This window comes from Streptomyces sp. NPDC029836 (assembly GCF_055574495.1).
This window is the reverse complement of record NZ_JBVHZI010000004.1, coordinates 113172-132274: the sequence shown is the minus strand read 5'-3', so window position 1 is coordinate 132274 and position 19103 is coordinate 113172. Positions and strand designations below refer to the sequence as shown.

The following is a 19103-nucleotide window of genomic DNA, read 5'->3' as shown; positions in this document are numbered from 1 at the left end:
GTGCTCCCGTGGCTGTTGCTCCGGGGCGAGGGCGCCGCGTCAGGCTGCGAGGGAGAGCGCCGCGGGGGGCCCGCGCCTGATCACCGTGTGCTGGAGCGCCTCGCGCCCGGTCCCCGCCGCGGGTGCGGCGGCGCCGAGCCCGGTGCGCCGGGTACGGACGGGCGCGCCGGGGATCCCGGCGGCGAGTGCGCGTACGAAGGCCAGCGCGGCGCGCAGCGGACGTACGGGGTCGGCTTCGGTGGAGAGCCGGGACAGTTCGAGGAGCCGGAGCAGCGCGGCGTCCCCCCGGCCCAGCAGCCAGCCGACCGCCAGCGCGGCCACCAGGTGCCCGGCGAGCATGGCCGGGCTGAACAGCCCGATCGCCTGGTGCCCGGCGGCCTCCGCCACGTGCTCGTGCGCCGCGTGGCCCTGTGCGACGGCGGCCTGTCCGGCCAGGGCGACCGGGTCGAGGCCGGCGGTCTCCAGGATCCGCCGGGCGTCGGCCGGGCTGAGCGGTACGGAGTTGCCCCCGCAGACCAGCCGGGCGGCCAGCGCCGCGAGGGAGGTGTCGGAGTCCGCGGCCGTCGCCCGAGCGGCGGCTTCGCCGTGCTGGCCGAGGCCGAAGAGGGTGTGCAGCCCGACCTGTCCGAGGGCGAGCACGGCGGCGATGCCGCCGGGCGAGCGCCGACGTCCGGAGAGCGGGGCCGCGACCGCGAACACGGCGGCGAAGGCGGAGACCAGCGCCCACCAGGGCACGGCCGCGCAGGAGGCCACGACGTGACCCACCGCGGACAGCACGACGCAGACCGCGGCGAACACCGCGGCCCGGGTCGTCCGGAGGCCGGCTCCGGTGCGCGTCGTGTGGGGGGCAGTCATGGCCGGGCCATCATCGCACTGGGCTCAGGTCCTGCATACGGCAGGTACGCAAGGGACCTCTGCGCTCCGGCCTCCGGTCAGGCCGAGGTCAGCGGCGGCGCCGGCGAAGGGGTCGGGGAGGGACCGGCCTGGGGGCCGTGCGCGTCACCCGACGGCCACCGCCGCCACGGATTCCCGGGAGTACCGCATCGGCCGAAAGAGGGCTCGGGTGGCCGTGGGGGGCTTACGGCCCACCCGGGGCGGCAATAGGTAACCGTATGAGCATCTGGTGGTCTCTCCACTTGAGGCGCGAAGCCGCGAGCGTGCCGCTCGCCAGGCGACTGCTGTTGGGGACGATGGAGACCGCGGGGGTGGACCCGGACATCTCCTTCGACCTGTCGGTGGCACTGACCGAGGCGTGTGCGAACGCGGTGGAGCACGGCGGCCGCGGGGCGGACCCCCGCTGCGGCATGTCCGGCGTCGGCACCCCGGACGGTTCCGTCGACGGTGACGGGGAGGGCCGCGACGATCCGGACGGGACCGGGGCATACCACGTCACGGCCTATCTGGACGGGGACCGCTGCCGCATCGAAGTGTCCGACTCCGGCCCGGGTTTCCCGGCCGCGACGGTGGCCCGTCGCAGACCCTCCCTGGCCGAGAACGGCCGGGGCCTGCACCTGATCGAGGAACTCGCCGACCACGTCCGCTTCCGCAACCGACCCGGCCGGGGAGCCGTGGTGAGCTTCGACAAGATGCTGAAGTGGCGCGACGACGCGCTCCTGAAGGTCTCGTAACAGCTCCCCCCGAAGCCGCTCCCTCCGCAAGCCCCGCCCGCCGCGCAACGCGCCGGTGGGCGGGACCTCCCGCAGGAGGTCCCGCCCACCGTGTGTCGCGGGCCGGCGTCGGACGCCGGTCGTCGACCTTTCGAATGCTCGGCTCAGCCCTTGAGGCGGGCCATCCACGCCTCGACGTCGTCCGACGTGCGCGGCAGGGCGGCCGACAGGTTCCGGTTGCCGTCCTCGGTCACGAGGATGTCGTCCTCGATCCGGACGCCGATGCCCCGGTACTCCTCGGGCACGGTCAGGTCGTCGGCCTGGAAGTACAGGCCCGGCTCGACGGTCAGGCACACGCCCGGCTCCAACGTGCCGTCGACGTACGCCTCGGTGCGCGCGGCGGCGCAGTCGTGGACGTCCATGCCGAGCATGTGGCCGGTGCCGTGCAGGGTCCAGCGGCGCTGCAGGCCCAACTCCAGGACGCGCTCGACCGGGCCCTCCAGCAGGCCCCACTCGACCAGCTTCTCGGCGAGCACGTGCTGGGAGGCGTCGTGGAAGTCGCGGAACTTGGCGCCCGGCTTGACGGCGGCGATGCCGGCTTCCTGGGAGGCGTACACCGCGTCGTAGATCTTGCGCTGGATGTCGGTCCAGCTGCCGCTGATGGGCAGGGTGCGCGTGACGTCGGCGGTGTAGAGGGAGTGGGTTTCCACGCCGGCGTCGAGCAGCAGCAGGTCGCCGGAGCGGACGTCGCCGTCGTTGCGGACCCAGTGCAGGGTGCACGCGTGCGGGCCGGCGGCGCAGATGGAGCCGTAGCCGACGTCGTTGCCCTCGACGCGGGCGCGCAGGAAGAAGGTGCCCTCGATGTAGCGCTCGGACGTGGCCTCGGCCTTGTCGAGGACCCTTACGACGTCCTCGAAGCCGCGGACGGTGGAGTCGACGGCCTTCTGGAGCTCGCCGATCTCGAAGTCGTCCTTCACCGCGCGGGCCTCGGAGAGGTAGACGCGCAGCTCCTCGTCGAGCTCCTTGGTCACCTTGTCGGTGAGGGCGGTCTCGATGACGGAGTCGTGACCGCGGACGTTGCGGACCGGGCCCTCCGCCTCGGCGAGGGCCTCGGCGAGTTCGCGGACGTCCTTGGCCGGGATGCCCAGCAGCTGCTCGGCCTCGGCCAGGGAATGGCGGCGGCCGACCCACAGTTCGCCCTGCCCGGAGAGCCAGAACTCGCCGTTCTCGCGGTTGGAGCGGGGCAGCAGGTAGATCGTGGCGGTGTGCCCGGTCCCGCCCGTGGGCTCCAGGACCAGGACGCCGTTCTCGGTCTGGTCGCCGGTGAGGTAGGCGTACTCGGTCGAGGCGCGGAAGGGGTACTCGGTGTCGTTCGAGCGGGTCTTCAGCCGGCCGGCCGCGATGACGAGGCGGTCGCCGGGGAAGCGCGCGGACAGCGCGGCGCGACGCGCGGCCGTGTGCGACGCCTGGGCGATGGGCTCCAGGCCGCGCAGCTCGGTGTCGGCCCAACCACCGCGCATGCTCTCCGCGAGTTCTTCGCTGACGCCCGGGTACAGCCCGTTCTTGCGCTGCTTGTGCTTCTTCTGGGGCTGCTCTTCTTCCGGGGTCTCCGGGGTGAGCTCGTCAGCCACGTCTTCTCCTCAGCTGCTACGACATGCGGGTACCGGGTACGGACCTCATCCATCGTATGTGCGAGGAGAAGCCGCCCGGCGTGACTTGTGACATATCAGTCAAACCGGACGATCGTCTTCCGTGGCGGCACGTTCCCCCGCCCCCACCGCACCGGATCTCAGTCGAACCGGACGGCGAGCAGCACCACGTCCTCGTGCGGATCCGCACGGGGCGCGGCCGGGTCCTCGCCGGGCAGCACGGTCCGCAGGATGTGGTCGCAGATCGCCCCCGGGTCGTCCCGGGCCGTACGGGGAACCCCCGCCGCCGCCGCGTGCAGCCGGGCGTACGCCCGGTCCATGGCGTCACCGGTCCGCCGCAACAGCCCGTCCGTGTAGAGCAGCACCGTTTCTCCCGACGCGGGCTCGATCTCCACGCTGGGCGCCTCCCAGCAGGCCAGCATCCCGAGCGGCGCGGAGAGCGAGGTCTCCACGTACTCGGTACGCCGCTCGCCGATCAGCAGGGGCGGGGCGTGCCCGGCCCCGGCGAGGATGATCTTTCGCGCGGCGGGCTCGCAGTACGCGAAGAGCGCGGTCGCCGAGCGGGCCGGCTCGGTCAGGCGCAGCAGCAGTTCGAGGTCGGACAGGACGGCGACGGGGTCCTCGCCCTCCATGACGGCGTACGCGCGCAGCGATGCCCGCAGCCGTCCCATCGCGGCGACGGCGCTCGGCCCGGAACCGGTGACGGAGCCGACGGCCAGGCCCATGGCGCCCTCGGGCAACGGGAGGGCGTCGTACCAGTCGCCGCCGCCGCGCGGTCCGGTGTGGTGCCGGGCGGCGAGCTGGACCCCGGCGATCCGGGGGAGCCGGCTGGGCAGCAGCTCCTCGGCGACGGTGGCCAGCCGGGTGCGCGAGCGGTCCACCTCGACCATCCGCGCCAAGTGCTCGGCGGCGTGCCGCACGTAGAGCCCGGCGAGGTCGCGCTGACGCTCGCTCGGCTCGGCCTGTTCGTCGTAGAGCCAGACGGCCGCGCCGAGCCGGCCGGTGGCGTCGGCGGTCAGCGGCAGCGCGTAGCTGGCCGCGTAGCCGAGTCGGGCCGCGACCTCGCGGTGGCGGGGGTCGACGGGGGGTTCGTGGGCGCCGGCTCCGGGCGCCGTCGGCGCGCTGCCCGGCTCGGGGAGCACCTCGGAGCCGCCGTGGGCGTCGGGGAGTCCGTCGAGGATGCGGCCGTAGGAGGTGGCGCTGCGCGGCACCGTCTCGATGTGACCGAGGTCCGCGCGCCCCAGACCGAGGCCGATCGTGGTGGTGGGGCCGAGTCCGTCGGAGGGCTCCAGGACGACCAGGCCGCGACGTGCGCCGACGAGGGCGGCTCCGGCCCGCAGGAACTCCTGGAGGGAGGAGTCGAGGTCACGGGCCCGGGCGAGGCGTTCGGTGAGTTCGTGGAGCGTGGTGAGGTCCGAGACCATGCCCGCCAGCCGGTCCTGGATGACGCTGCTCGCGGCAGGCTGGGCGGCCTGCGCGGGGGTGGTGCGTACGGGCGTGGAAGCGGGCGTGGGCGCCGGAGTCTGCGCTGACGCTGTAACTGCTGGATCGATTCCAGCCACTTTCGGTAGATGCGGGGCGCTCATGGCGTCCGCCTTTCCACCTGGTGCGATTCGCCATATAGCATCGCAAACCCCCAGATCGTGCTGCGCCGCCATCGATGGATCCACATCTACACGCACACGAGGAGCGATGTCCAGCATGGCACCAGCGGGAATATCGGTGTCCGAGGGACGACAACTCACTGTCCGGCCAGGGGTAAAACTTGGCCGGAAAAAGCTGGAAGCGTACGGTTTTTGCGATCGACTGAGCGGGCGTCGCAGTGGCCTCGGGTACGTAATCGGTAGTGCCCAGGGCCAGTTGACGCCTTCCGGCACCGCCGGGAACCGCGCGGCACGCGCCGCCGTCCTTAGCGGCGGAGCCGGTCTCGACACCGGTGCGGGTCGCTCTCCGCCCCCGCCGGACGTTTGATGGACCCGTAAGAAAACTGCACGAAGCGTGTGAACCTGCTTCCGGCGAACGGTGCCGCGAAACCTGTACGTGTGGTGAAACACCGCTCACATGGTGTGATGTGGCCCCTTGGCGTTCAACGGAAAGGAACGAGCGCTCATGCGCGAGATCCTCGGAAGGCGTCTCCAGCGGCTCCGCGACCGGTGGAAGTCCCCGCGCGCCGCGTCCCGCGCGGCCTCGGCAGCGGCGGTTCCGTCCCTGCTCGACGCGGCGCTCACCTGCGCCACCCTGCGGAAATGGCCCGTGCTGCCCGGAGTGGGCCGGGCCGGCGCGGACGGTGCGCGCTGCGCGTGCCCGGACCCCGACTGCGCGGTGCCCGGCGCGCATCCCTTCGACCCCGGACTGCTCGCCGCCACCACCGACCCCCGGATGGTGGCCTGGTGGTGGGCCAGGCGGCCCAGTGCCCCGCTGCTCCTGGCCACCGGTGGCGCCGCGCCCTGCGCGGTGAGCCTGCCGGCCGCCGCCGCCGCGCGTGCCGTCGTACGACTGGACGCGCAGGGCATGCGGCTCGGGCCGATCGTCGCCACGCCGACCCGGTGGGCGCTGCTGGTGGCGCCGTACTCGCTGGAGCGCCTCGGTGAACTCCTCTACGCCAAGGACCACGTGCCCGCCTCGCTGCGGTTCCACGGTGAGGGCGGCTACCTGTTGCTGCCGCCCTCCACCGCTTCCGGTGGCGGGCAGGTCCACTGGGAACGCGAACCCGCGACGGGCCCCGACGGCCTGTGGCTGCCGGACGTCGAAGCGGTCGTGGACGCGCTCGTCGAGGCCAGCAGCGGCGCCCCGGGCGGCGGCAGCCGGCTCGCCTACTGAGCACGACGTCCCCGGGTGACCACGGCGGCCTCGGGGAGGGAACATACGGCCAGGCGCGGGAAGATCCCGGCGGCGGCCGCATCACTCGTACGGGTGCCAGCAGGGCCGGATTACAAGGGAATTGGGCGCGGGGATCTCCGGGGCCCTTTCCGGCGTCGCTATCTTCGGCGAATGAATCTCCGCCTGATCGGTATCGGCGCCGGTGTGCTCGTCATCTTGTCGCTCCCCCTCGCCGGGGCGATCGCCGGGCCGGATCTCGCCGGTCAGGATGACGGAAAAGGCGGGGGGTTGCTCTCCTCGCTCGGCCTTTCCGGCCCTTCCCGTACGCCGGTCGCGGCCCGGAACCCGGATGCGACGCGGTCCGTCGCGCGCGAGGTGCTCCCGTCGGAGCCCGGGCCGGACGTGCGGACGCGTACGGACACCCGGTGCGGTCCCGAACTCTCCTCCCCGCACGGGGTGGAGGCGCAGACCTGTGTCCTGGAGAGCGGGGGCCGGACCTGGGGGCGGACCTACTACCGCAACACCAGCGGACGGATCCTGGACGCGGTGCTCACCGTCATGGGACCCGAGGGGCGCACGGTGCGGATCCGCTGCGTCGTGGGAGCGGGGGACGAACCGGGATTGTGCGAGACGCCCCAGGAGGACTCGGCCGGAAGGACGGCCGACTACTCGGCGGTAGCGGAATTTGCAGTTCCGGATGATGAAGGGCAGCTGCTCCTGCGGTCCGGGAGCAACTCACCGGACCCGGCAGACGGTTGACCGCAGCCTGAAATGGAAGGGCCCGGTCGCTGGCGACGGGGGATGCACCAGCGACCGGGCTACAAGAACGGTAACAAGAGATCGCCTGTTCGCAAATTCGATCTCTGATATTCGGACACGGATTTGCAGGCGATTAGGGGGAGTTGCGGTCGCCGTCACCGCTCCCGCGGGCGCGCGGGCGTCAGCTGAGCGTCACCTGGCGGTTGGTGAGGCCACCGCGCGCGCGGCGCTCCTCGGCGGTGAGCGGGGTGTCCGTGGCCAGGGCCGCGGCGAGCCGCTCCGCGAACTCGGCGGCCGGCTTCTCCACGTCGTCGGCGGAGACTCCGGTGGGCAGGTCCCAGACGGGAACGACGAGGCCGTGCGCCCGGAAGGAGCCCACGAGTTTGGTGCCCTCGCCGAGCGAGGAGGTGCCCGCGGCGTGCAGCCGCGCCAAGGCGTCGAGGAGCTTCTCCTCGGCGTGCGGCATGACCCACCGCAGATGGTTCTTGTCCGGCGTCTCGCACCAGTAGGCCGCGTCGACGCCCTCCAGCTTGACCGTCGGGATGGCGGCTGCGTTGGCGCGTTCCAGCGAGGCGGCGATCTCCGGGGCGGAGGTCTGGGCGCTCTCCGACTCCGGAATCCAGAATTCGAAGCCGCTGTGCACAACCGGCTCGAAAACGCCGTCGAGGTCGAGCAGATCCTGAAGACGGGTGCCCTCGGCCGGAACTCGACGTGCCGCGACCGGCGTTCCGGGCTCGGCCACGAGCGCGCGCTCCAGGGTGTCGGCCATGTCGCGGGCCAGGTCACCGGTGGTCGAGTCGTTCTGCAGGCCGAGCAGGACGGAGCCGTCCTCGCGGCGCAGGGCCGGCCACGCCATGGGCAGTACGGTCACCAGCGTGACGGACGGGACGCCCTCGGGCAGTCCGGCCTTGAGGGTCAGCGGGATGGTGGCCGCGGGCACGAGCTCGCGCAGCGCCACCCAGTCGCACTCGCCCGGCAGCCCCTCGAAGGGGCGCCGCACGTGCTCGGTGACGGCGTGCGCGGCGGCCGCGCCGTGGCAGGCCTTGTAGCGGCGACCGGATCCGCAGGGACAGGGCTCGCGCGCGCCCACCACGGGGATCTCCCCGTTGTTGAGCTGCGGCTTCGCGGTCTTCGCGGCGGGGCGCTTCTTGGCCATCGTGGGTGTCTCCCGGTTGCGGCGGTACGGCGGTCTCTCTGGTCGCGAGCCTAGCCGTTCGTACCGCCGGAACCGGTGGGGTACGGCCGGGAGCACGGTCGGCGTGCGCTCCCGGACGGCCGCCTGCGCGGATGACCGGTACTGCGGGGATCGATGCGGGTGGTGCGGGTGAAACGGGCTGGTGCCCGCGGACGGATGCGGATACGGATGCGGATATGGATGCGGACGCCGCCGGTGACACGCATGCGCGTATGCGCGGACGCCCGGATGTGCGGACCGCTCACGGATCCAGGTCGTCGAAGGCCGATGCGTAGCCGATCGCCGGGGCTGTGACGCGCGTAGCGAAATCCTCGTGCCGCGCCCCTCGGGCGACGATCACCCACACGGTGACCTCACCCGCCGCCCCGTCGCGGACGCCCCAGTCCTGGGCCAGCGCGTTGATGATGTTGAGCCCGCGGCCGCCCCGGGCGGTGACCGAGGGGGTGGACGGAACCGGGCGGGTGGGACCGCCGCCGTCCGTGACCTCGACCGTCAGCCGGCCCGCCTTGTCGACGCGCCACGCGGCGCGTATCTCCCCGTCGCCGATCTCCCGCGCGCCCAGGGGCCGGCCGTGTCGGCAGGCGTTGCTGAGCAGTTCGGAAAGGATCAGTACGGCATCGTCCACGACCGATTCGGACAGACCGCTGATGCGTAGGTGTTCGCGCATGCGGTGTCTCGCCTCGCCCACGCCCGCCGGCCCATGGGACACGTCCATGCACGAAGACGTGGGCACTTCTTGTGCCATCACCAACGCCACCCCCGGTACCTCCTTAGCCCCACGCCATGATCTGGATGCCCCAATGGCCTGGACCGGAAACCGCCACGACCGGGCCCTCTGACGCATTCATGACCATTGATTGCGGAGCGGATGCGCCGGAGCACACCCTGTCATGAGGGGGCGCCTGTGACGGGTGTGCAAATAGGGACGTCAGCGTCCCAGTTGTGACAGAACTTGGCGGGGCCTGTTCGTGATGATCGCTTCCACACCCAGATCAGCGCACAGCTGAACGTCTTCGGGCTCGTTCACGGTCCATACGTGGACGGAGTACCCCGCGGCCTGGAGCTTGCGGACGAATCCGGGGTGGCCGCGCACGATCCGCATCCCCGGTCCGGCGATCCGGACCCCGGCGGGCAACCGGCCGTCGCGCATCCGGGGCGAGATGAACTGCATCAGGTACACGGTCGGGATCGTGGGGGCGGCGGAACGCACCCGGTGCAGGGAGCGGGCGGAGAAGCTCATGACGCGGACCGGGTGCGGACCGTCGGCCGGCGGGGCGTCCAGGCCGAAGCGCTTGAGCAGGAAGAGGAGGCGCTCCTCCACCTGTCCGGCCCAGCGGGTGGGGTGCTTCGTCTCGATGGCGAGCTGGACCGGCCGGCCGGCGTCGGACACCAGCTCCAGCAGCCTCTCCAGGGTGAGGACGGAGGTGCGCTCGGGGTCGGCGTCCCAGTCGGGGGACTCCTCGCGGTCCTTCCAGGACCCGAAGTCGAGGGCGGCGAGATCGGCGAGCTCCAGGGCCGATACGGCGCCGCGGCCGTTCGACGTACGGTTCACCCGGCGGTCGTGGACCAGGACCAGATGGCCGTCCGCGGTCAGTCGGACGTCGCATTCGAGGGCGTCGGCGCCGTCCTCGATGGCCTTCCGGTAGGCGGCCAGGGTGTGCTCGGGGGCATCCTCCGAGGCGCCGCGATGGGCGACGACCTGGATGGGGCGCGGCGTTGCGTGGGTCACCCGGTCATGGTGCCATCGTGGCGCACCCGCGCGTCGGGGCGAGTCCTGCGGATGCGTCCGAAATGTCGCGGATAAAGGATGGGGGGAGACGCACAGGTCCGGCTTACAGTGCTCTGACGGGTCATGGGAAAGGCTTCGCCCTGGAACTTGTGCGGCGCGTCGAACGTTTAGTCGGACCGATGTCGGGTCGATATCGCCAGATATTTCCAGCAGCTGTTTCAGCAGTGCCAGTCGGGTCAGCTGTGACGTGATGTGTCAGCCGTATAGACCGTGTCCAAAGCCGTGTGTGACGAGGAGAGAGCGCTGTGAGCACCGAGAACGAGGGCACCGCGGCCCAGACGCCCCCCGCGGCCCCGTCAGCACCCCCCGTGCCGGTGGCCGCTCCGACGCCCGTCGGGGCGCCGGGCGCTCCGGCCCCGGGGGTCGAGCAGACCCAGCAGCTTCCGCCGACCGCACCTCCGCCCGCGCCGCCGCAGGCCCCGGCCCACGCGCCGGCCGCTCCCGCCCACCCGGGCGCGCCGGGTCAGGGCTACGCCCAGGCCCCGCCGTACGGTGAGCCGGCCCCCACGGCCGCGTACGGCGCCGAGGGCTGGCCCCCGCCCCCGCCGGCGGTTCCCGCGTACGAAGGCGGCGGCCACGGAGGCGGCGCCTGGGGCGCACCGCTCACCCCGGACGGCACCCCGCCTCCCAAGGGCAAGGGCAGGGGCAAGGGCGGCCTGATCGCGGCCGTACTCGTGGCGGCGCTCCTCGCGGGCGGCGTCGGCGGCGGCATCGGCTACTGGGCCGCCGAGCGCAGCGAGGGCGGATCGGGCTCGACGACGATCAGCGCGAGCACGCCGAAGGACCTCAAGCGGGACTCCGGCTCGATCGCCGGACTCGCCGCAGCCTCGCTGCCCAGCGTCGTCACCATCGAGGCCTCGGCCTCGGCCGGGGACGGCGAGGGCGGCACCGGCACCGGCTTCGTCTACGACCAGCAGGGCCACATCCTCACGAACAACCACGTGGTGGCCTCCGCGGCGAACGGAGGCAAGGTCTCCGCGATCTTCTCCGACGGCAAGAAGTACGAGGCCGAGGTGATCGGCCGGGCCCAGGGCTACGACGTCGCCGTCCTCAAGCTGAAGAACCCGCCCGCCGGCCTCAAGCCGCTGGCGCTCGGGGACTCCGACAAGGTGGCCGTCGGCGACGCGACCATCGCGATCGGTGCTCCGTTCGGCCTCTCCAACACGGTCACCACCGGCATCGTCAGCGCCAAGAACCGTCCGGTGGCCTCCGGCGACGGCTCCGGCAGCAAGAACTCGTACATGAGTGCCCTGCAGACGGACGCCTCGATCAACCCGGGCAACTCCGGCGGTCCGCTGCTCGACGGCCGCGGCGCGGTCATCGGCATCAACTCGGCGATCCAGTCCGCGGGCAACGGCGGATTCGGCGGCGGACAGGCCGGCTCGATCGGCCTCGGTTTCGCCATCCCGATCAACCAGGCCAAGAACGTCGCCGAATCGCTGATCAAGACGGGCAAGCCGGTCTACCCGGTGATCTCGGTCTCCGTCGACCTCCAGGCGAAGACCGACGGCGCGAAGGTATCCGAGCAGGGCGCGCCCGCCAACGAACTGGTCGACCCGAACGGTCCGGCCGGCAAGGCGGGCCTCAAGCCCGGCGACCTGATCACCGAATTCGGCGGCAAGCCGGTCGACAGCGGGCCGACCCTGATCAGCATGATCTGGACGTACAAGCCGGGCGACACGGTGAAGCTGACCTACCAGCGCGACGGCAGGCCCACCACGGTCGACATCACGCTCGGCTCGCGCGTCGGCGACAAGTAGCGGGCGGTCCCGCCCGGTGGACCACGCGTCCACCCGGCGAGGAGACCGGCTCGATGGGAGGGGCCGTGGGCGGGAATCCGCTCACGGCCCCTCCCAACATCCGCTTATGCTTCGGTCGTGTTCGATTCACGGCACATACGGACATTCCACGAAGTGGTCGCCGCGGGCTCGTACTCGGCGGCCGCGCGCGTCCTGGGCTACACCCAGCCGGCGATCACCCAGCAGATGAAGGCACTCGAACGCGCCGTCGGCACACCGCTGTTCACCCGCGTGGGCCGGACGATGAAACTCACCGAGGCCGGCGAGTCCCTCGCCCGCCACGCCGAGTCCATCCTGGGCAGCCTCTCCGCCGCCGAGGCCCAGCTGAAGGCCTACACGCGCCTGCGCACCGGCCGCGTACGGGTCTGCGGCTTCCCCAGTGCCAACGTCACCCTCGTCCCGGAAGCCCTCAGCGGACTCGCCAAGGACCATCCCGGCGTGCAGGTCGAACTGCTCGAAGGGGAACCGCCCGAGTCGCTGCGCCGGCTCCAGCGCGGCGAGTGCGACATCACCCTGGCCTTCACCTATCCCGGCCTGCACGAGGAGATCCCCGAGGACGTCGCCGAGGTGAGGCTGATGGAGGACCAGCTGACGGTGCTGCTTCCCACCGGGCATCCGCTCGCCCGCCGCCGGGCGGTGAACCTGGCCGACCTCGCCGAGGAACGGTGGATCGCCGGCTGTCCGCGCTGCCGGGCGAACCTGCTGCACGAGTGTGCGGAGCTGGGCTTCGTCCCCGACATCCGGTTCGCGACCGACGACAACCTCGTGGTGCAGAGTCTGGTCGCGCAGGGCCTGGGCGTGGCGATGATGCCGGCGCTGGTGCTGCCCTCGCTCTCGCTCAACCGGGTCTGCGGTCGCGTGCTCCAGCCGGCGGCGCGCCGCCACATCGCCGCGTACGTGTACCGCGACCACCTGCGGATCCCGGCGACGGCCGTGGTGCTGGACGCGCTCAAACAGGTCGCCGCGAACCGCGTCGGCTGCTGATCCTGCCGCGCCGGCGCGGCCCAACCCATAAGCGGAGCTTGGGTTTTCGGGTCAGAACTGGTGTTGGACGTGATGGGCGCCCGGGCGGACGCTGCTCGCATGACCACCACCACGCCGGCCCGAACGACAGCGAGGATGGCCGCCCTCGTCAGTGAGATACGCAGGGTCGTGGACCGGGGACTGGCCCCCGACCTGACCGCCTACCTGGTCGGAGAGCGGCTCGCCCCGCACCTGGGCACGCCCGACCTGCTCACCGCGGGGCAGCGCGAAGGCCACCCCGACCGGTACCGGCAGCACATCCTGCACACGGAACCGGACGGCGGCTTCTCGGTGGTCGCCCTGGTGTGGCTGCCCGGCCAGGAGACCTCCATCCACGACCACGTCTCCTGGTGCGTCGCCGGGGTGCACGAGGGCTCGGAGAGCGAGATCCGCTACCGCCTCGCCCCCGCCGCGTCCCCGACGCGGCCCGCGCGGCTGGTGGCGACCGAGCAGGTGGTCAACGGCCAGGGCGACGTGTGCGGCTTCGCCCCGCCCGGCGACATCCACAAGGTGCGCAACTCCTGTCGTACGACGGCGATCTCGCTGCACGTCTACGGCGCCGACGTGGCCCGCCTGGGCAGCAGTGTCCGCCGGGTCTACCCGGAGCCGGTGGACTGATGGCCCTGCTGAACCGCATCCCGCACCGGCCGGAGCGGGTGCGGCTGCTCGACGTTTCACGTGAAACACGGAGTTCCCGGCCCGGGTTGCTCCTGGCCGCCGCCGGCGCGCTGGTGGCGTGGGGCGTGCACCTGCTGGTCCCGGCGGTGCCGATGCTCACCGCCGCCGTCGTACTCGGCATCGCCGTCGCCCACCTGCCCCGCCTGCGCGACGTCGTCCGCGGACCCGCCCGCCCCGGCCTGTCCCTGGCGGGCCGGCGACTGATGCGGATCGGCATCGTCCTGCTCGGCCTGGGACTGGGCCTCGACCAGGTGGTGAAGCTGGGCTGGGCGACCGTGCTGATGGTGACCGGCGTCGTCGCGGCAACCTTCTTCGGCACCCTCTGGCTGGGCCGCCGCCTCGGACTCCCCGGCGACCAACCCCTGTTGATTGCCACCGGCTACTCGATCTGCGGCGCCTCCGCGATCGGCGCGGTGAGCCAGGTCTCCGGCAGCGACGAGGAGGACGTGGCCTCCTCGGTGGCCCTCGTCACCCTCTGCGGAACCCTCGCCATCGCCGTCCTCCCGCTCCTCCAGAGCCCGTTGGCGCTCTCCGACCCGGCCTTCGGGCGCTGGGTGGGCGCGAGCGTCCACGACGTCGGGCAGGTCGTGGCGACCGCGCAGACCGCCAGCCCCGGCGCGCTCGGCGAGGCCGTCCTCATCAAACTGATGCGGGTGGCCCTGCTGGCCCCGCTGGTGGCGGCCGTGGCCTTCTCGCTACGGGCCCGCCGACGCGGCGTACGCACCCCGTCGGGGCGCAGGCCCGCCCCGGTACCGCTGTTCGTGACCGGGTTCCTGGCCGCGGCCGCGCTGCGCGCCACGGGCACGCTGCCCGACGTGGCGCTGGAATGGGCGCACACGACCCAAGAGGCACTCCTGGCGGCCGCCCTGTTCGGCCTCGGGAGCGCGGTGCACCTGCCGACGCTGGCCCGGACGGGCGGGCGGGCCGCGCTGCTGGGGCTGGGGGCGTGGGTGATGGTGGCGGGGGTCTCGTACGTGGGCGTCCTGCTCACGATGTGACGCGCGGGGAGCGTGCGATGGGCGGGGGCGGTGTGAGGCTTGGGCACGACAAAGTGAGTAGCAGCAAGCGGAGTTGGCCATTTCATGGCCGGAACCGACCGAACGTTCAGACTGCCCGCTGACATCTCACCGCCCCCGTGCGATTCTGCCCCGGCCACGCGCGGCAGCACGGCGGATCCGTACGCCCGCACGGCTGCGCATCCGCACACCTGCACACCCGCACGTCCGCACACCGCACGTCCGCACACCCGCACGTCCGCACAGCCGATCCGCACCGACAGATCCGCACCGACAGCGCTCTTCACCCCCACCCTGCCCGGGCCCGACCGGTCCGGGCACGGCAGAAGGAGTCCTGCGTGAATCGTCATCGCACGGCGGCGTCCGTCCTCCTCGCCGCGGGCACCCTGCTCGCGGGAGCCCTGACGGCGGCCACCCCCTCGGTCGCGGCGGAACCCACGCCCACCTCGTTCCGACAGCAGCACAGCCAGGGGTTCTGGACCGCGGAACGGATGCGCCAAGCCGTCCCGCTCGACGTGACGGCCGCCCCCGGCTCCGTCCGCTCGGCTCCCTCGGCAGCCGGCCGGCCCACCCTCGTGGCCCCGACGACCGCCTCGACCTCCTCCCCCGCGACGGCCTCGACCTCGGCCTCCCCGACGGCGTTCCCGCAGGCGGGCGGCGCCTGGACGGGCGGCGGGGCGATCGTGAAGACCTCGGGCCGGGTCTTCTTCACGATGGGCGGCCGGACCGCGTCCTGTTCCGGCGACTCGGTCACGAGCGCCAACGGCAGCACGGTCATCACCGCCGGCCACTGCGTGAAGTACCAGGGCGCCTGGCACACGAACTGGGTCTTCGTGCCCGCCTACGACAACGGCAACGCGCCGTACGGCCAGTGGTCCGCGACCAAGACCTTCGCCACGGACCAGTGGGCGGCGAGCGAGGACATGAACATGGACGTCGGCCTCGCCGTCGTAGCCCCCCTGAACGGCCAGAAACTCAGCCAGGTCGTCGGCGCCCAGGGCATCCTCTTCAACGGCGGCTACAACAAGAAGATGTACTCCTTCGGCTTCCCCGCGGCCGCGCCCTACGACGGCTCCAAGCTCGTCTACTGCAGCGGGAACAGCAACAAGGACTTCCTGCTCACCAAGGACCACGGCCTGGGCTGCAACATGACCGGCGGCTCCAGCGGCGGCCCCTGGTTCCAGGACTTCAACGAGGCGACCGGCCTCGGCACCCAGGTCTCGGTGAACAGCTTCGGCTACGTCTTCCTGCCGAACCGGATGTACGGCCCCTACTTCGGCAACGAAGCCAAGGCGGCCTACGACAAGGCCCAGACGTCCTGACCCGCCCCACCCCGCCCCCGCCGGGAACACCCACCCCACCCACCCCCACATCCCGGTACTCTGTACCGGCCAGGTGGGTTGCCCGAGCGGCCTAAGGGAACGGTCTTGAAAACCGTCGTGGCAGCGATGTCACCGTGGGTTCAAATCCCACACCCACCGCGGAGAGCGGCCCCTGACCCGGACATGTGGTCAGGGGCCGTTCGCATGGCGGGCGGGGGTTCGGGCGGCGCTGGGGGCGGTGGGGTCGGGTGAACCAGACGACCATGCGGACGGCGCCGGCGCCGTGGCGGTCGGCCAGGGTGTGCATGACCATGCGGACGCGCCCCGGTCGGTGTCCGGGACCGCTTGGGCGCGGGTGAGGCGGCCGACGCGGAAGAGGCGGTCGCCGTCGGGCCATTCCGTGCCCTCGGGGTACGACCTGCCGGCGCGGTGCAGGGCGACCGGGTCGGTGACGCCGGCGAGCTCGGCGGATCGGGTGAGGTCGGTGTTGCGGCCCCGGAACTCCCAGGATCCGTCGGGTGCGGCCGTCGTAGCGGTGCGCGAGGTTGATGGCCCCGTGCCGGTCGCGGTCGTCCTCGTCGAGGTGTTCGTTCCATCGGCATTCGATGAAACCGTCAGGTCCGTGCCCACGGCCGGGATTGTTCCCCGTCGGGGTAACGGGAGCGAGCGGGTTTTCGGGTTGCCGGGCCGGCTCGGGCATGGGGTAGCCCTACAGCATGTCGCCGTAGGTCGTGGTGAGGCGGATGTCGGCGACGCCGGCGGTTCGCCCGCACGTGAGCGCGAGGTGGGTGAGCGACACGGTCGGCATCCTCGCGGTGGCCGGGTGGCCGGGTGGTCGGGGCGTCAGCGGTCGCGGGGGAGGCCGAAGCCGGAGATTTCCTTCTCCTCGTACGAGAGGAAGCCCAGGTCGCGGTAGAAGGCGTGGCTGACCTTGCCCTCGGGGGACGCGGCGTGGTCCGTGGAGAGGAGGAAGAAGCGGCAGTGCCGGTAGCGGTCCTTGAGTGCTTCGAGCAGCGCGCGGCCGATGCCCTTGCGGTGGTGGGCCGGGTCCACGAGCAGGTCCTGGACATAGCAGACGTGCTCGTCGTCGGAGATCGTCCGGGCCAGACCCATGAGCTGCCCCGACTCGTCCCGAGCCGTCAGGACCAGATGCGAGTTGGCCACGCCGCGGCGCAGGCGCTCCGGGTCCGAGGTGTAGCCCACCCACTCGACCGACTCGTAGAGGGCCAGCAACTCCTGTGTGTTGAAAGAGAGTTCCTGCTGAATGATCATGCGCTGCCCCTGTCTCGTCGGTGTCCGGGTGCCGGTCGTTCCATGATCTTGTCAGATGCGAAAGGGCGCTTTTGGGCCTTTCGAGTGGTGTTTGTCGGAAGATCGGCGCGCGTTGAGGGGGCTCTCCGGTTGCGACCACATCATGACGAATGTATTCAGATCCATCCGTCGGAACATCGGGAAATGAGGCGCTCGTCATGAACCACCGCAGCACCGTCACGTCGATCTGGTCCACCGTCCTCGCCGCTCTGGTGGCGCTCCTCGGCCTCCTCGGCCTCGCCTCGAAGGCCGCCCCGGTGGCAGCCGCCGCTGCGGCCGCTCCCGCGGTTCCCGCCGTGCGCCGACCGGCCGTCGAGGCGCGGCGGACGTGGCGGGCGATGATGCGGGGCGGGTCGCTGCCGCCGACGATCAAGCAGCGGATCCGCGCCGAGGCCCACGGCAAGACCCCGTCCGTCCGCCGCTCGACCACTGCCGCCGCGCTCGCCGGGAACTCCGGAACCGCCGGTGCCGTTCGTACGGGCGCTGGAACCGAGCCCGCCGCGACGGTGCCTTCCGGTCCGGTCGCTGTGACGACCCGCCGCGCCGCGGGCCGGGGACAACTGGGGCTGGCCGCGTAGGAGAGTTCGTCCGCAGTCCGCCGTGGTGTGGCCGGGAACGGTGCCGGGCGCGAGGGCGGGTGTGTGAGGTCGGTGCGTACCCGAGTGAGTGAGTACGTGCGCCAGTGAGTACGTGAGTGCTTGAAGGGTTGGGCCGTGGGAGCAGGCGCCACGGAAGTGGGAACGGTGGCCATGGGGCCGCCGGTGCCGGACGACCGCTGGTCGTCGGGTCAGAGGTCGTAGTGCCGGAGGTGGCGGGTCGGTGGTAGTGCGACCCGAGCGGGCGGGAGCCGATGGCGTAGGACCCGAAGCTGTGCAGTCGCAAGCGGTGGAGTCGGAAGTGGCGTAGCCGTGCGCGGTGGGATCCGAAGTGGCAGGAACGGAACGGTGTCGGACAGGTTGCTCCGCCCGTGGGACCGAACGCTGTGGTCCCGGAATCGGCAGGCGCGGTCGGCGTGAAGCCGCCTGGGCGAGGCATACAGCGCGACGCATGAAGCGCGGAGCGTGAAGCGTGGCGCACGAGGCGCGGAGCGTGAAGCGTGGCGCACGAGGCGCGGCGACGCATGACGAGTGACGCATGGCTAGTGACGCATGACGCGATGACGAGTGACGTACGAAGCAGGCAGTCGGATGTGTGACGTGCGAAGGGTGACGTACCTAAGGCGAAGTGCGCAGCACGCAGTGCCAAGGGTGTCAGCCCGTACGACGTAGGAAACGCGAGGCGCTTGAGCCCGGTCGGTCGTGGCCGTGGATCGCGTCGCGCAGTGCTCCGGGATCGGGGCACGGTTGGTATGCCCCGGCGGGCGCCGGGGGCGCGCAGGGGGCGTGAAGGTTGGTATCGCAGGGCCGCATGCCCGGGAGACGGTGGGGTTCCCGGATGACGCGGCTCTCTTCGGCATGTCCGGGGCGGGCGGGTTTGACGTAACGCTTCGCCCCTTGTGCGGCACGGGTTTCGCCGCTGCTCGGGGCGCTGATCTGCGGCGTCGGCGGAGCAAACCGGGTTTATCCCGGGTTGGTCATGCTTGCGGGGGAATCGGTTACTGCGGGGTGGTTCGCCGGGGATTCGGTGGGCAACTCTGGTTCCGCGACGTCGTCAGCAACGCAACGACCGGGGCGGTCGGCCAACTGCCCCGCAGTACACCCGACTTCGGTTCCTGGAGGATTCAGACATGGCAAGCATCCGTACCGCCCGCGTCATCGCCGCCGTCGCCGCTCTCCCCCTCGCCGCCACCCTCTTCGGCGGGGTGGCCGCAGCTGACAACGGCTCCTTCGCGAACGACGGATCGAATGCGAGCGTCGCGAGCATCATCGGCAGTGGTGTGGGCGGCAACAACAACGGCAACTCCTCCACCTCACAGCAGGTGGCCACCGGCTCCGGTGCGTCGAACCAGAACAACACCGCGCAGGTCAACGGTTCGGCCTTCACGGCGATCCAGCAGGGCAACTCGAACATCGCGGTGAACTTCTTCCCCTGGTGACCGTGGTCCCGCGGGCCGCTCGGGCGGCCACCTACCGCTGAGGGCGCCCGTACGACCGGACCGGCTGGGGTCCGGTCGTACGGGCGCTCCCGCGTGTCCG

Annotated in this window: 17 protein-coding genes and 1 tRNA gene; 11 read left to right on the top strand and 7 right to left on the bottom strand. The window is 71.8% G+C overall.

The features are described from left to right. Positions 1 to 39: 39 nt before the first annotated feature. Positions 40 to 855 (bottom strand): hypothetical protein, encoded by an 816-nt coding sequence (locus tag ACZ4XJ_RS14335; RefSeq protein ID WP_468496342.1) that lies wholly within the window; start codon positions 853 to 855, stop codon positions 40 to 42. 257 nt (positions 856 to 1112) lie between these two features. On the opposite strand from ACZ4XJ_RS14335, the gene ACZ4XJ_RS14330 reads away from it, so the two are divergent. Further along, the gene (locus ACZ4XJ_RS14330) at positions 1113 to 1628 is read left to right on the top strand and encodes an ATP-binding protein (RefSeq protein WP_468496341.1); all 516 of its coding nucleotides are present in this window, start codon (positions 1113 to 1115) and stop codon (positions 1626 to 1628) included. Between the two features lie 143 nt (positions 1629 to 1771). Here ACZ4XJ_RS14330 and ACZ4XJ_RS14325 read toward each other — a convergent pair whose 3' ends face one another. Continuing rightward, positions 1772 to 3238: an aminopeptidase P family protein gene (locus ACZ4XJ_RS14325; RefSeq protein WP_468496340.1), complete on the bottom strand. Its 1467-nt coding sequence runs from the start codon at positions 3236 to 3238 to the stop codon at positions 1772 to 1774. A 158-nt stretch (positions 3239 to 3396) separates the two neighbouring features. Beyond that, entirely contained in the window at positions 3397 to 4959 is a 1563-nt protein-coding gene (locus ACZ4XJ_RS14320) for a PP2C family protein-serine/threonine phosphatase (protein ID WP_468496339.1), read from the bottom strand. A gap of 406 nt (positions 4960 to 5365) precedes the next feature. On the opposite strand from ACZ4XJ_RS14320, the gene ACZ4XJ_RS14315 reads away from it, so the two are divergent. Both ACZ4XJ_RS14315 and ACZ4XJ_RS14310 read left to right on the top strand, forming a co-directional pair. Continuing rightward, positions 5366 to 6076 (top strand): bifunctional DNA primase/polymerase, encoded by a 711-nt coding sequence (locus ACZ4XJ_RS14315; RefSeq protein ID WP_468496338.1) that lies wholly within the window; start codon positions 5366 to 5368, stop codon positions 6074 to 6076. 171 nt (positions 6077 to 6247) lie between these two features. Next, positions 6248 to 6835 carry a hypothetical protein gene (locus ACZ4XJ_RS14310; protein WP_468496337.1) on the top strand — a complete coding sequence of 196 codons (588 nt, stop codon included), beginning with the start codon at positions 6248 to 6250 and terminating at the stop codon, positions 6833 to 6835. A 181-nt stretch (positions 6836 to 7016) separates the two neighbouring features. On the opposite strand, the gene ACZ4XJ_RS14305 is transcribed toward ACZ4XJ_RS14310, so the two are convergent. The 3 genes from ACZ4XJ_RS14305 to ACZ4XJ_RS14295 all read right to left on the bottom strand — a co-directional run bounded on the left by ACZ4XJ_RS14305 (position 7017) and on the right by ACZ4XJ_RS14295 (position 9759). Next, positions 7017 to 7991 carry a DUF5926 family protein gene (locus ACZ4XJ_RS14305; protein ID WP_362875059.1) on the bottom strand — a complete coding sequence of 325 codons (975 nt, stop codon included), beginning with the start codon at positions 7989 to 7991 and terminating at the stop codon, positions 7017 to 7019. Between the two features lie 280 nt (positions 7992 to 8271). Continuing rightward, a complete protein-coding gene (locus tag ACZ4XJ_RS14300; RefSeq protein ID WP_362875058.1) occupies positions 8272 to 8874 on the bottom strand; it encodes an ATP-binding protein in 603 nt (200 codons plus the stop codon). An 84-nt stretch (positions 8875 to 8958) separates the two neighbouring features. After that, on the bottom strand, positions 8959 to 9759 hold the full coding sequence (locus ACZ4XJ_RS14295) for a glycerophosphodiester phosphodiesterase (protein ID WP_468496336.1): 801 nt from the start codon (positions 9757 to 9759) through the stop codon (positions 8959 to 8961). 305 nt (positions 9760 to 10064) lie between these two features. Between ACZ4XJ_RS14295 and ACZ4XJ_RS14290 the strand changes: the two genes are divergently transcribed. From ACZ4XJ_RS14290 to ACZ4XJ_RS14265, 6 genes are all read left to right on the top strand, one after another. Further along, positions 10065 to 11579, top strand: coding sequence for a S1C family serine protease (locus ACZ4XJ_RS14290; RefSeq protein WP_468496335.1), 1515 nt, complete (start codon positions 10065 to 10067; stop codon positions 11577 to 11579). A 117-nt stretch (positions 11580 to 11696) separates the two neighbouring features. Continuing rightward, the gene (locus ACZ4XJ_RS14285) at positions 11697 to 12602 is read left to right on the top strand and encodes a LysR family transcriptional regulator (RefSeq protein WP_362875055.1); all 906 of its coding nucleotides are present in this window, start codon (positions 11697 to 11699) and stop codon (positions 12600 to 12602) included. 99 nt (positions 12603 to 12701) lie between these two features. Next, positions 12702 to 13259: a cysteine dioxygenase family protein gene (locus ACZ4XJ_RS14280; RefSeq protein ID WP_468496334.1), complete on the top strand. Its 558-nt coding sequence runs from the start codon at positions 12702 to 12704 to the stop codon at positions 13257 to 13259. Then, positions 13259 to 14317, top strand: coding sequence for a YeiH family protein (locus ACZ4XJ_RS14275; protein ID WP_362875052.1), 1059 nt, complete (start codon positions 13259 to 13261; stop codon positions 14315 to 14317). The genes ACZ4XJ_RS14280 and ACZ4XJ_RS14275 overlap by 1 nt, the downstream gene beginning before the upstream one ends. A 356-nt stretch (positions 14318 to 14673) precedes the next feature. Beyond that, positions 14674 to 15657 carry a trypsin-like serine peptidase gene (locus ACZ4XJ_RS14270; RefSeq protein WP_468496333.1) on the top strand — a complete coding sequence of 328 codons (984 nt, stop codon included), beginning with the start codon at positions 14674 to 14676 and terminating at the stop codon, positions 15655 to 15657. Positions 15658 to 15729: 72 nt separating this feature from the next. Beyond that, positions 15730 to 15816, top strand: a tRNA-Ser gene (locus ACZ4XJ_RS14265). 684 nt (positions 15817 to 16500) lie between these two features. Here the strand turns inward: ACZ4XJ_RS14265 and ACZ4XJ_RS14260 are convergent. Next, positions 16501 to 16929 carry a GNAT family N-acetyltransferase gene (locus tag ACZ4XJ_RS14260; RefSeq protein ID WP_468496332.1) on the bottom strand — a complete coding sequence of 143 codons (429 nt, stop codon included), beginning with the start codon at positions 16927 to 16929 and terminating at the stop codon, positions 16501 to 16503. Between the two features lie 197 nt (positions 16930 to 17126). Here ACZ4XJ_RS14260 and ACZ4XJ_RS14255 point away from each other — a divergent pair, with 197 nt between their 5' ends. Together ACZ4XJ_RS14255 and ACZ4XJ_RS14250 are read left to right on the top strand one after the other, a co-directional pair. Continuing rightward, entirely contained in the window at positions 17127 to 17546 is a 420-nt protein-coding gene (locus ACZ4XJ_RS14255) for a DUF6344 domain-containing protein (RefSeq protein WP_468496331.1), read from the top strand. A gap of 1148 nt (positions 17547 to 18694) precedes the next feature. Next, positions 18695 to 19003 carry a hypothetical protein gene (locus tag ACZ4XJ_RS14250; RefSeq protein ID WP_362875046.1) on the top strand — a complete coding sequence of 103 codons (309 nt, stop codon included), beginning with the start codon at positions 18695 to 18697 and terminating at the stop codon, positions 19001 to 19003. The last annotated feature ends 100 nt before the right edge of the window (positions 19004 to 19103 follow it).

What these genes read in the sequence shown, in the direction of transcription:
- ACZ4XJ_RS14335 (WP_468496342.1), bottom strand. Translation starts at nt 855, where the DNA reads ATGACTGCCCCCCACACGACGCGCACCGGAGCCGGCCTCCGGACGACC.
- ACZ4XJ_RS14330 (WP_468496341.1), top strand. Translation starts at nt 1,113, where the DNA reads ATGAGCATCTGGTGGTCTCTCCACTTGAGGCGCGAAGCCGCGAGCGTG.
- ACZ4XJ_RS14320 (WP_468496339.1), bottom strand. Translation starts at nt 4,959, where the DNA reads ATGCTGGACATCGCTCCTCGTGTGCGTGTAGATGTGGATCCATCGATG.
- ACZ4XJ_RS14315 (WP_468496338.1), top strand. Translation starts at nt 5,366, where the DNA reads ATGCGCGAGATCCTCGGAAGGCGTCTCCAGCGGCTCCGCGACCGGTGG.
- ACZ4XJ_RS14310 (WP_468496337.1), top strand. Translation starts at nt 6,248, where the DNA reads ATGAATCTCCGCCTGATCGGTATCGGCGCCGGTGTGCTCGTCATCTTG.
- ACZ4XJ_RS14305 (WP_362875059.1), bottom strand. Translation starts at nt 7,991, where the DNA reads ATGGCCAAGAAGCGCCCCGCCGCGAAGACCGCGAAGCCGCAGCTCAAC.
- ACZ4XJ_RS14300 (WP_362875058.1), bottom strand. Translation starts at nt 8,874, where the DNA reads ATGCGTCAGAGGGCCCGGTCGTGGCGGTTTCCGGTCCAGGCCATTGGG.
- ACZ4XJ_RS14280 (WP_468496334.1), top strand. Translation starts at nt 12,702, where the DNA reads ATGACCACCACCACGCCGGCCCGAACGACAGCGAGGATGGCCGCCCTC.
- ACZ4XJ_RS14275 (WP_362875052.1), top strand. Translation starts at nt 13,259, where the DNA reads ATGGCCCTGCTGAACCGCATCCCGCACCGGCCGGAGCGGGTGCGGCTG.
- ACZ4XJ_RS14260 (WP_468496332.1), bottom strand. Translation starts at nt 16,929, where the DNA reads ATGATCATTCAGCAGGAACTCTCTTTCAACACACAGGAGTTGCTGGCC.
- ACZ4XJ_RS14255 (WP_468496331.1), top strand. Translation starts at nt 17,127, where the DNA reads ATGAACCACCGCAGCACCGTCACGTCGATCTGGTCCACCGTCCTCGCC.
- ACZ4XJ_RS14250 (WP_362875046.1), top strand. Translation starts at nt 18,695, where the DNA reads ATGGCAAGCATCCGTACCGCCCGCGTCATCGCCGCCGTCGCCGCTCTC.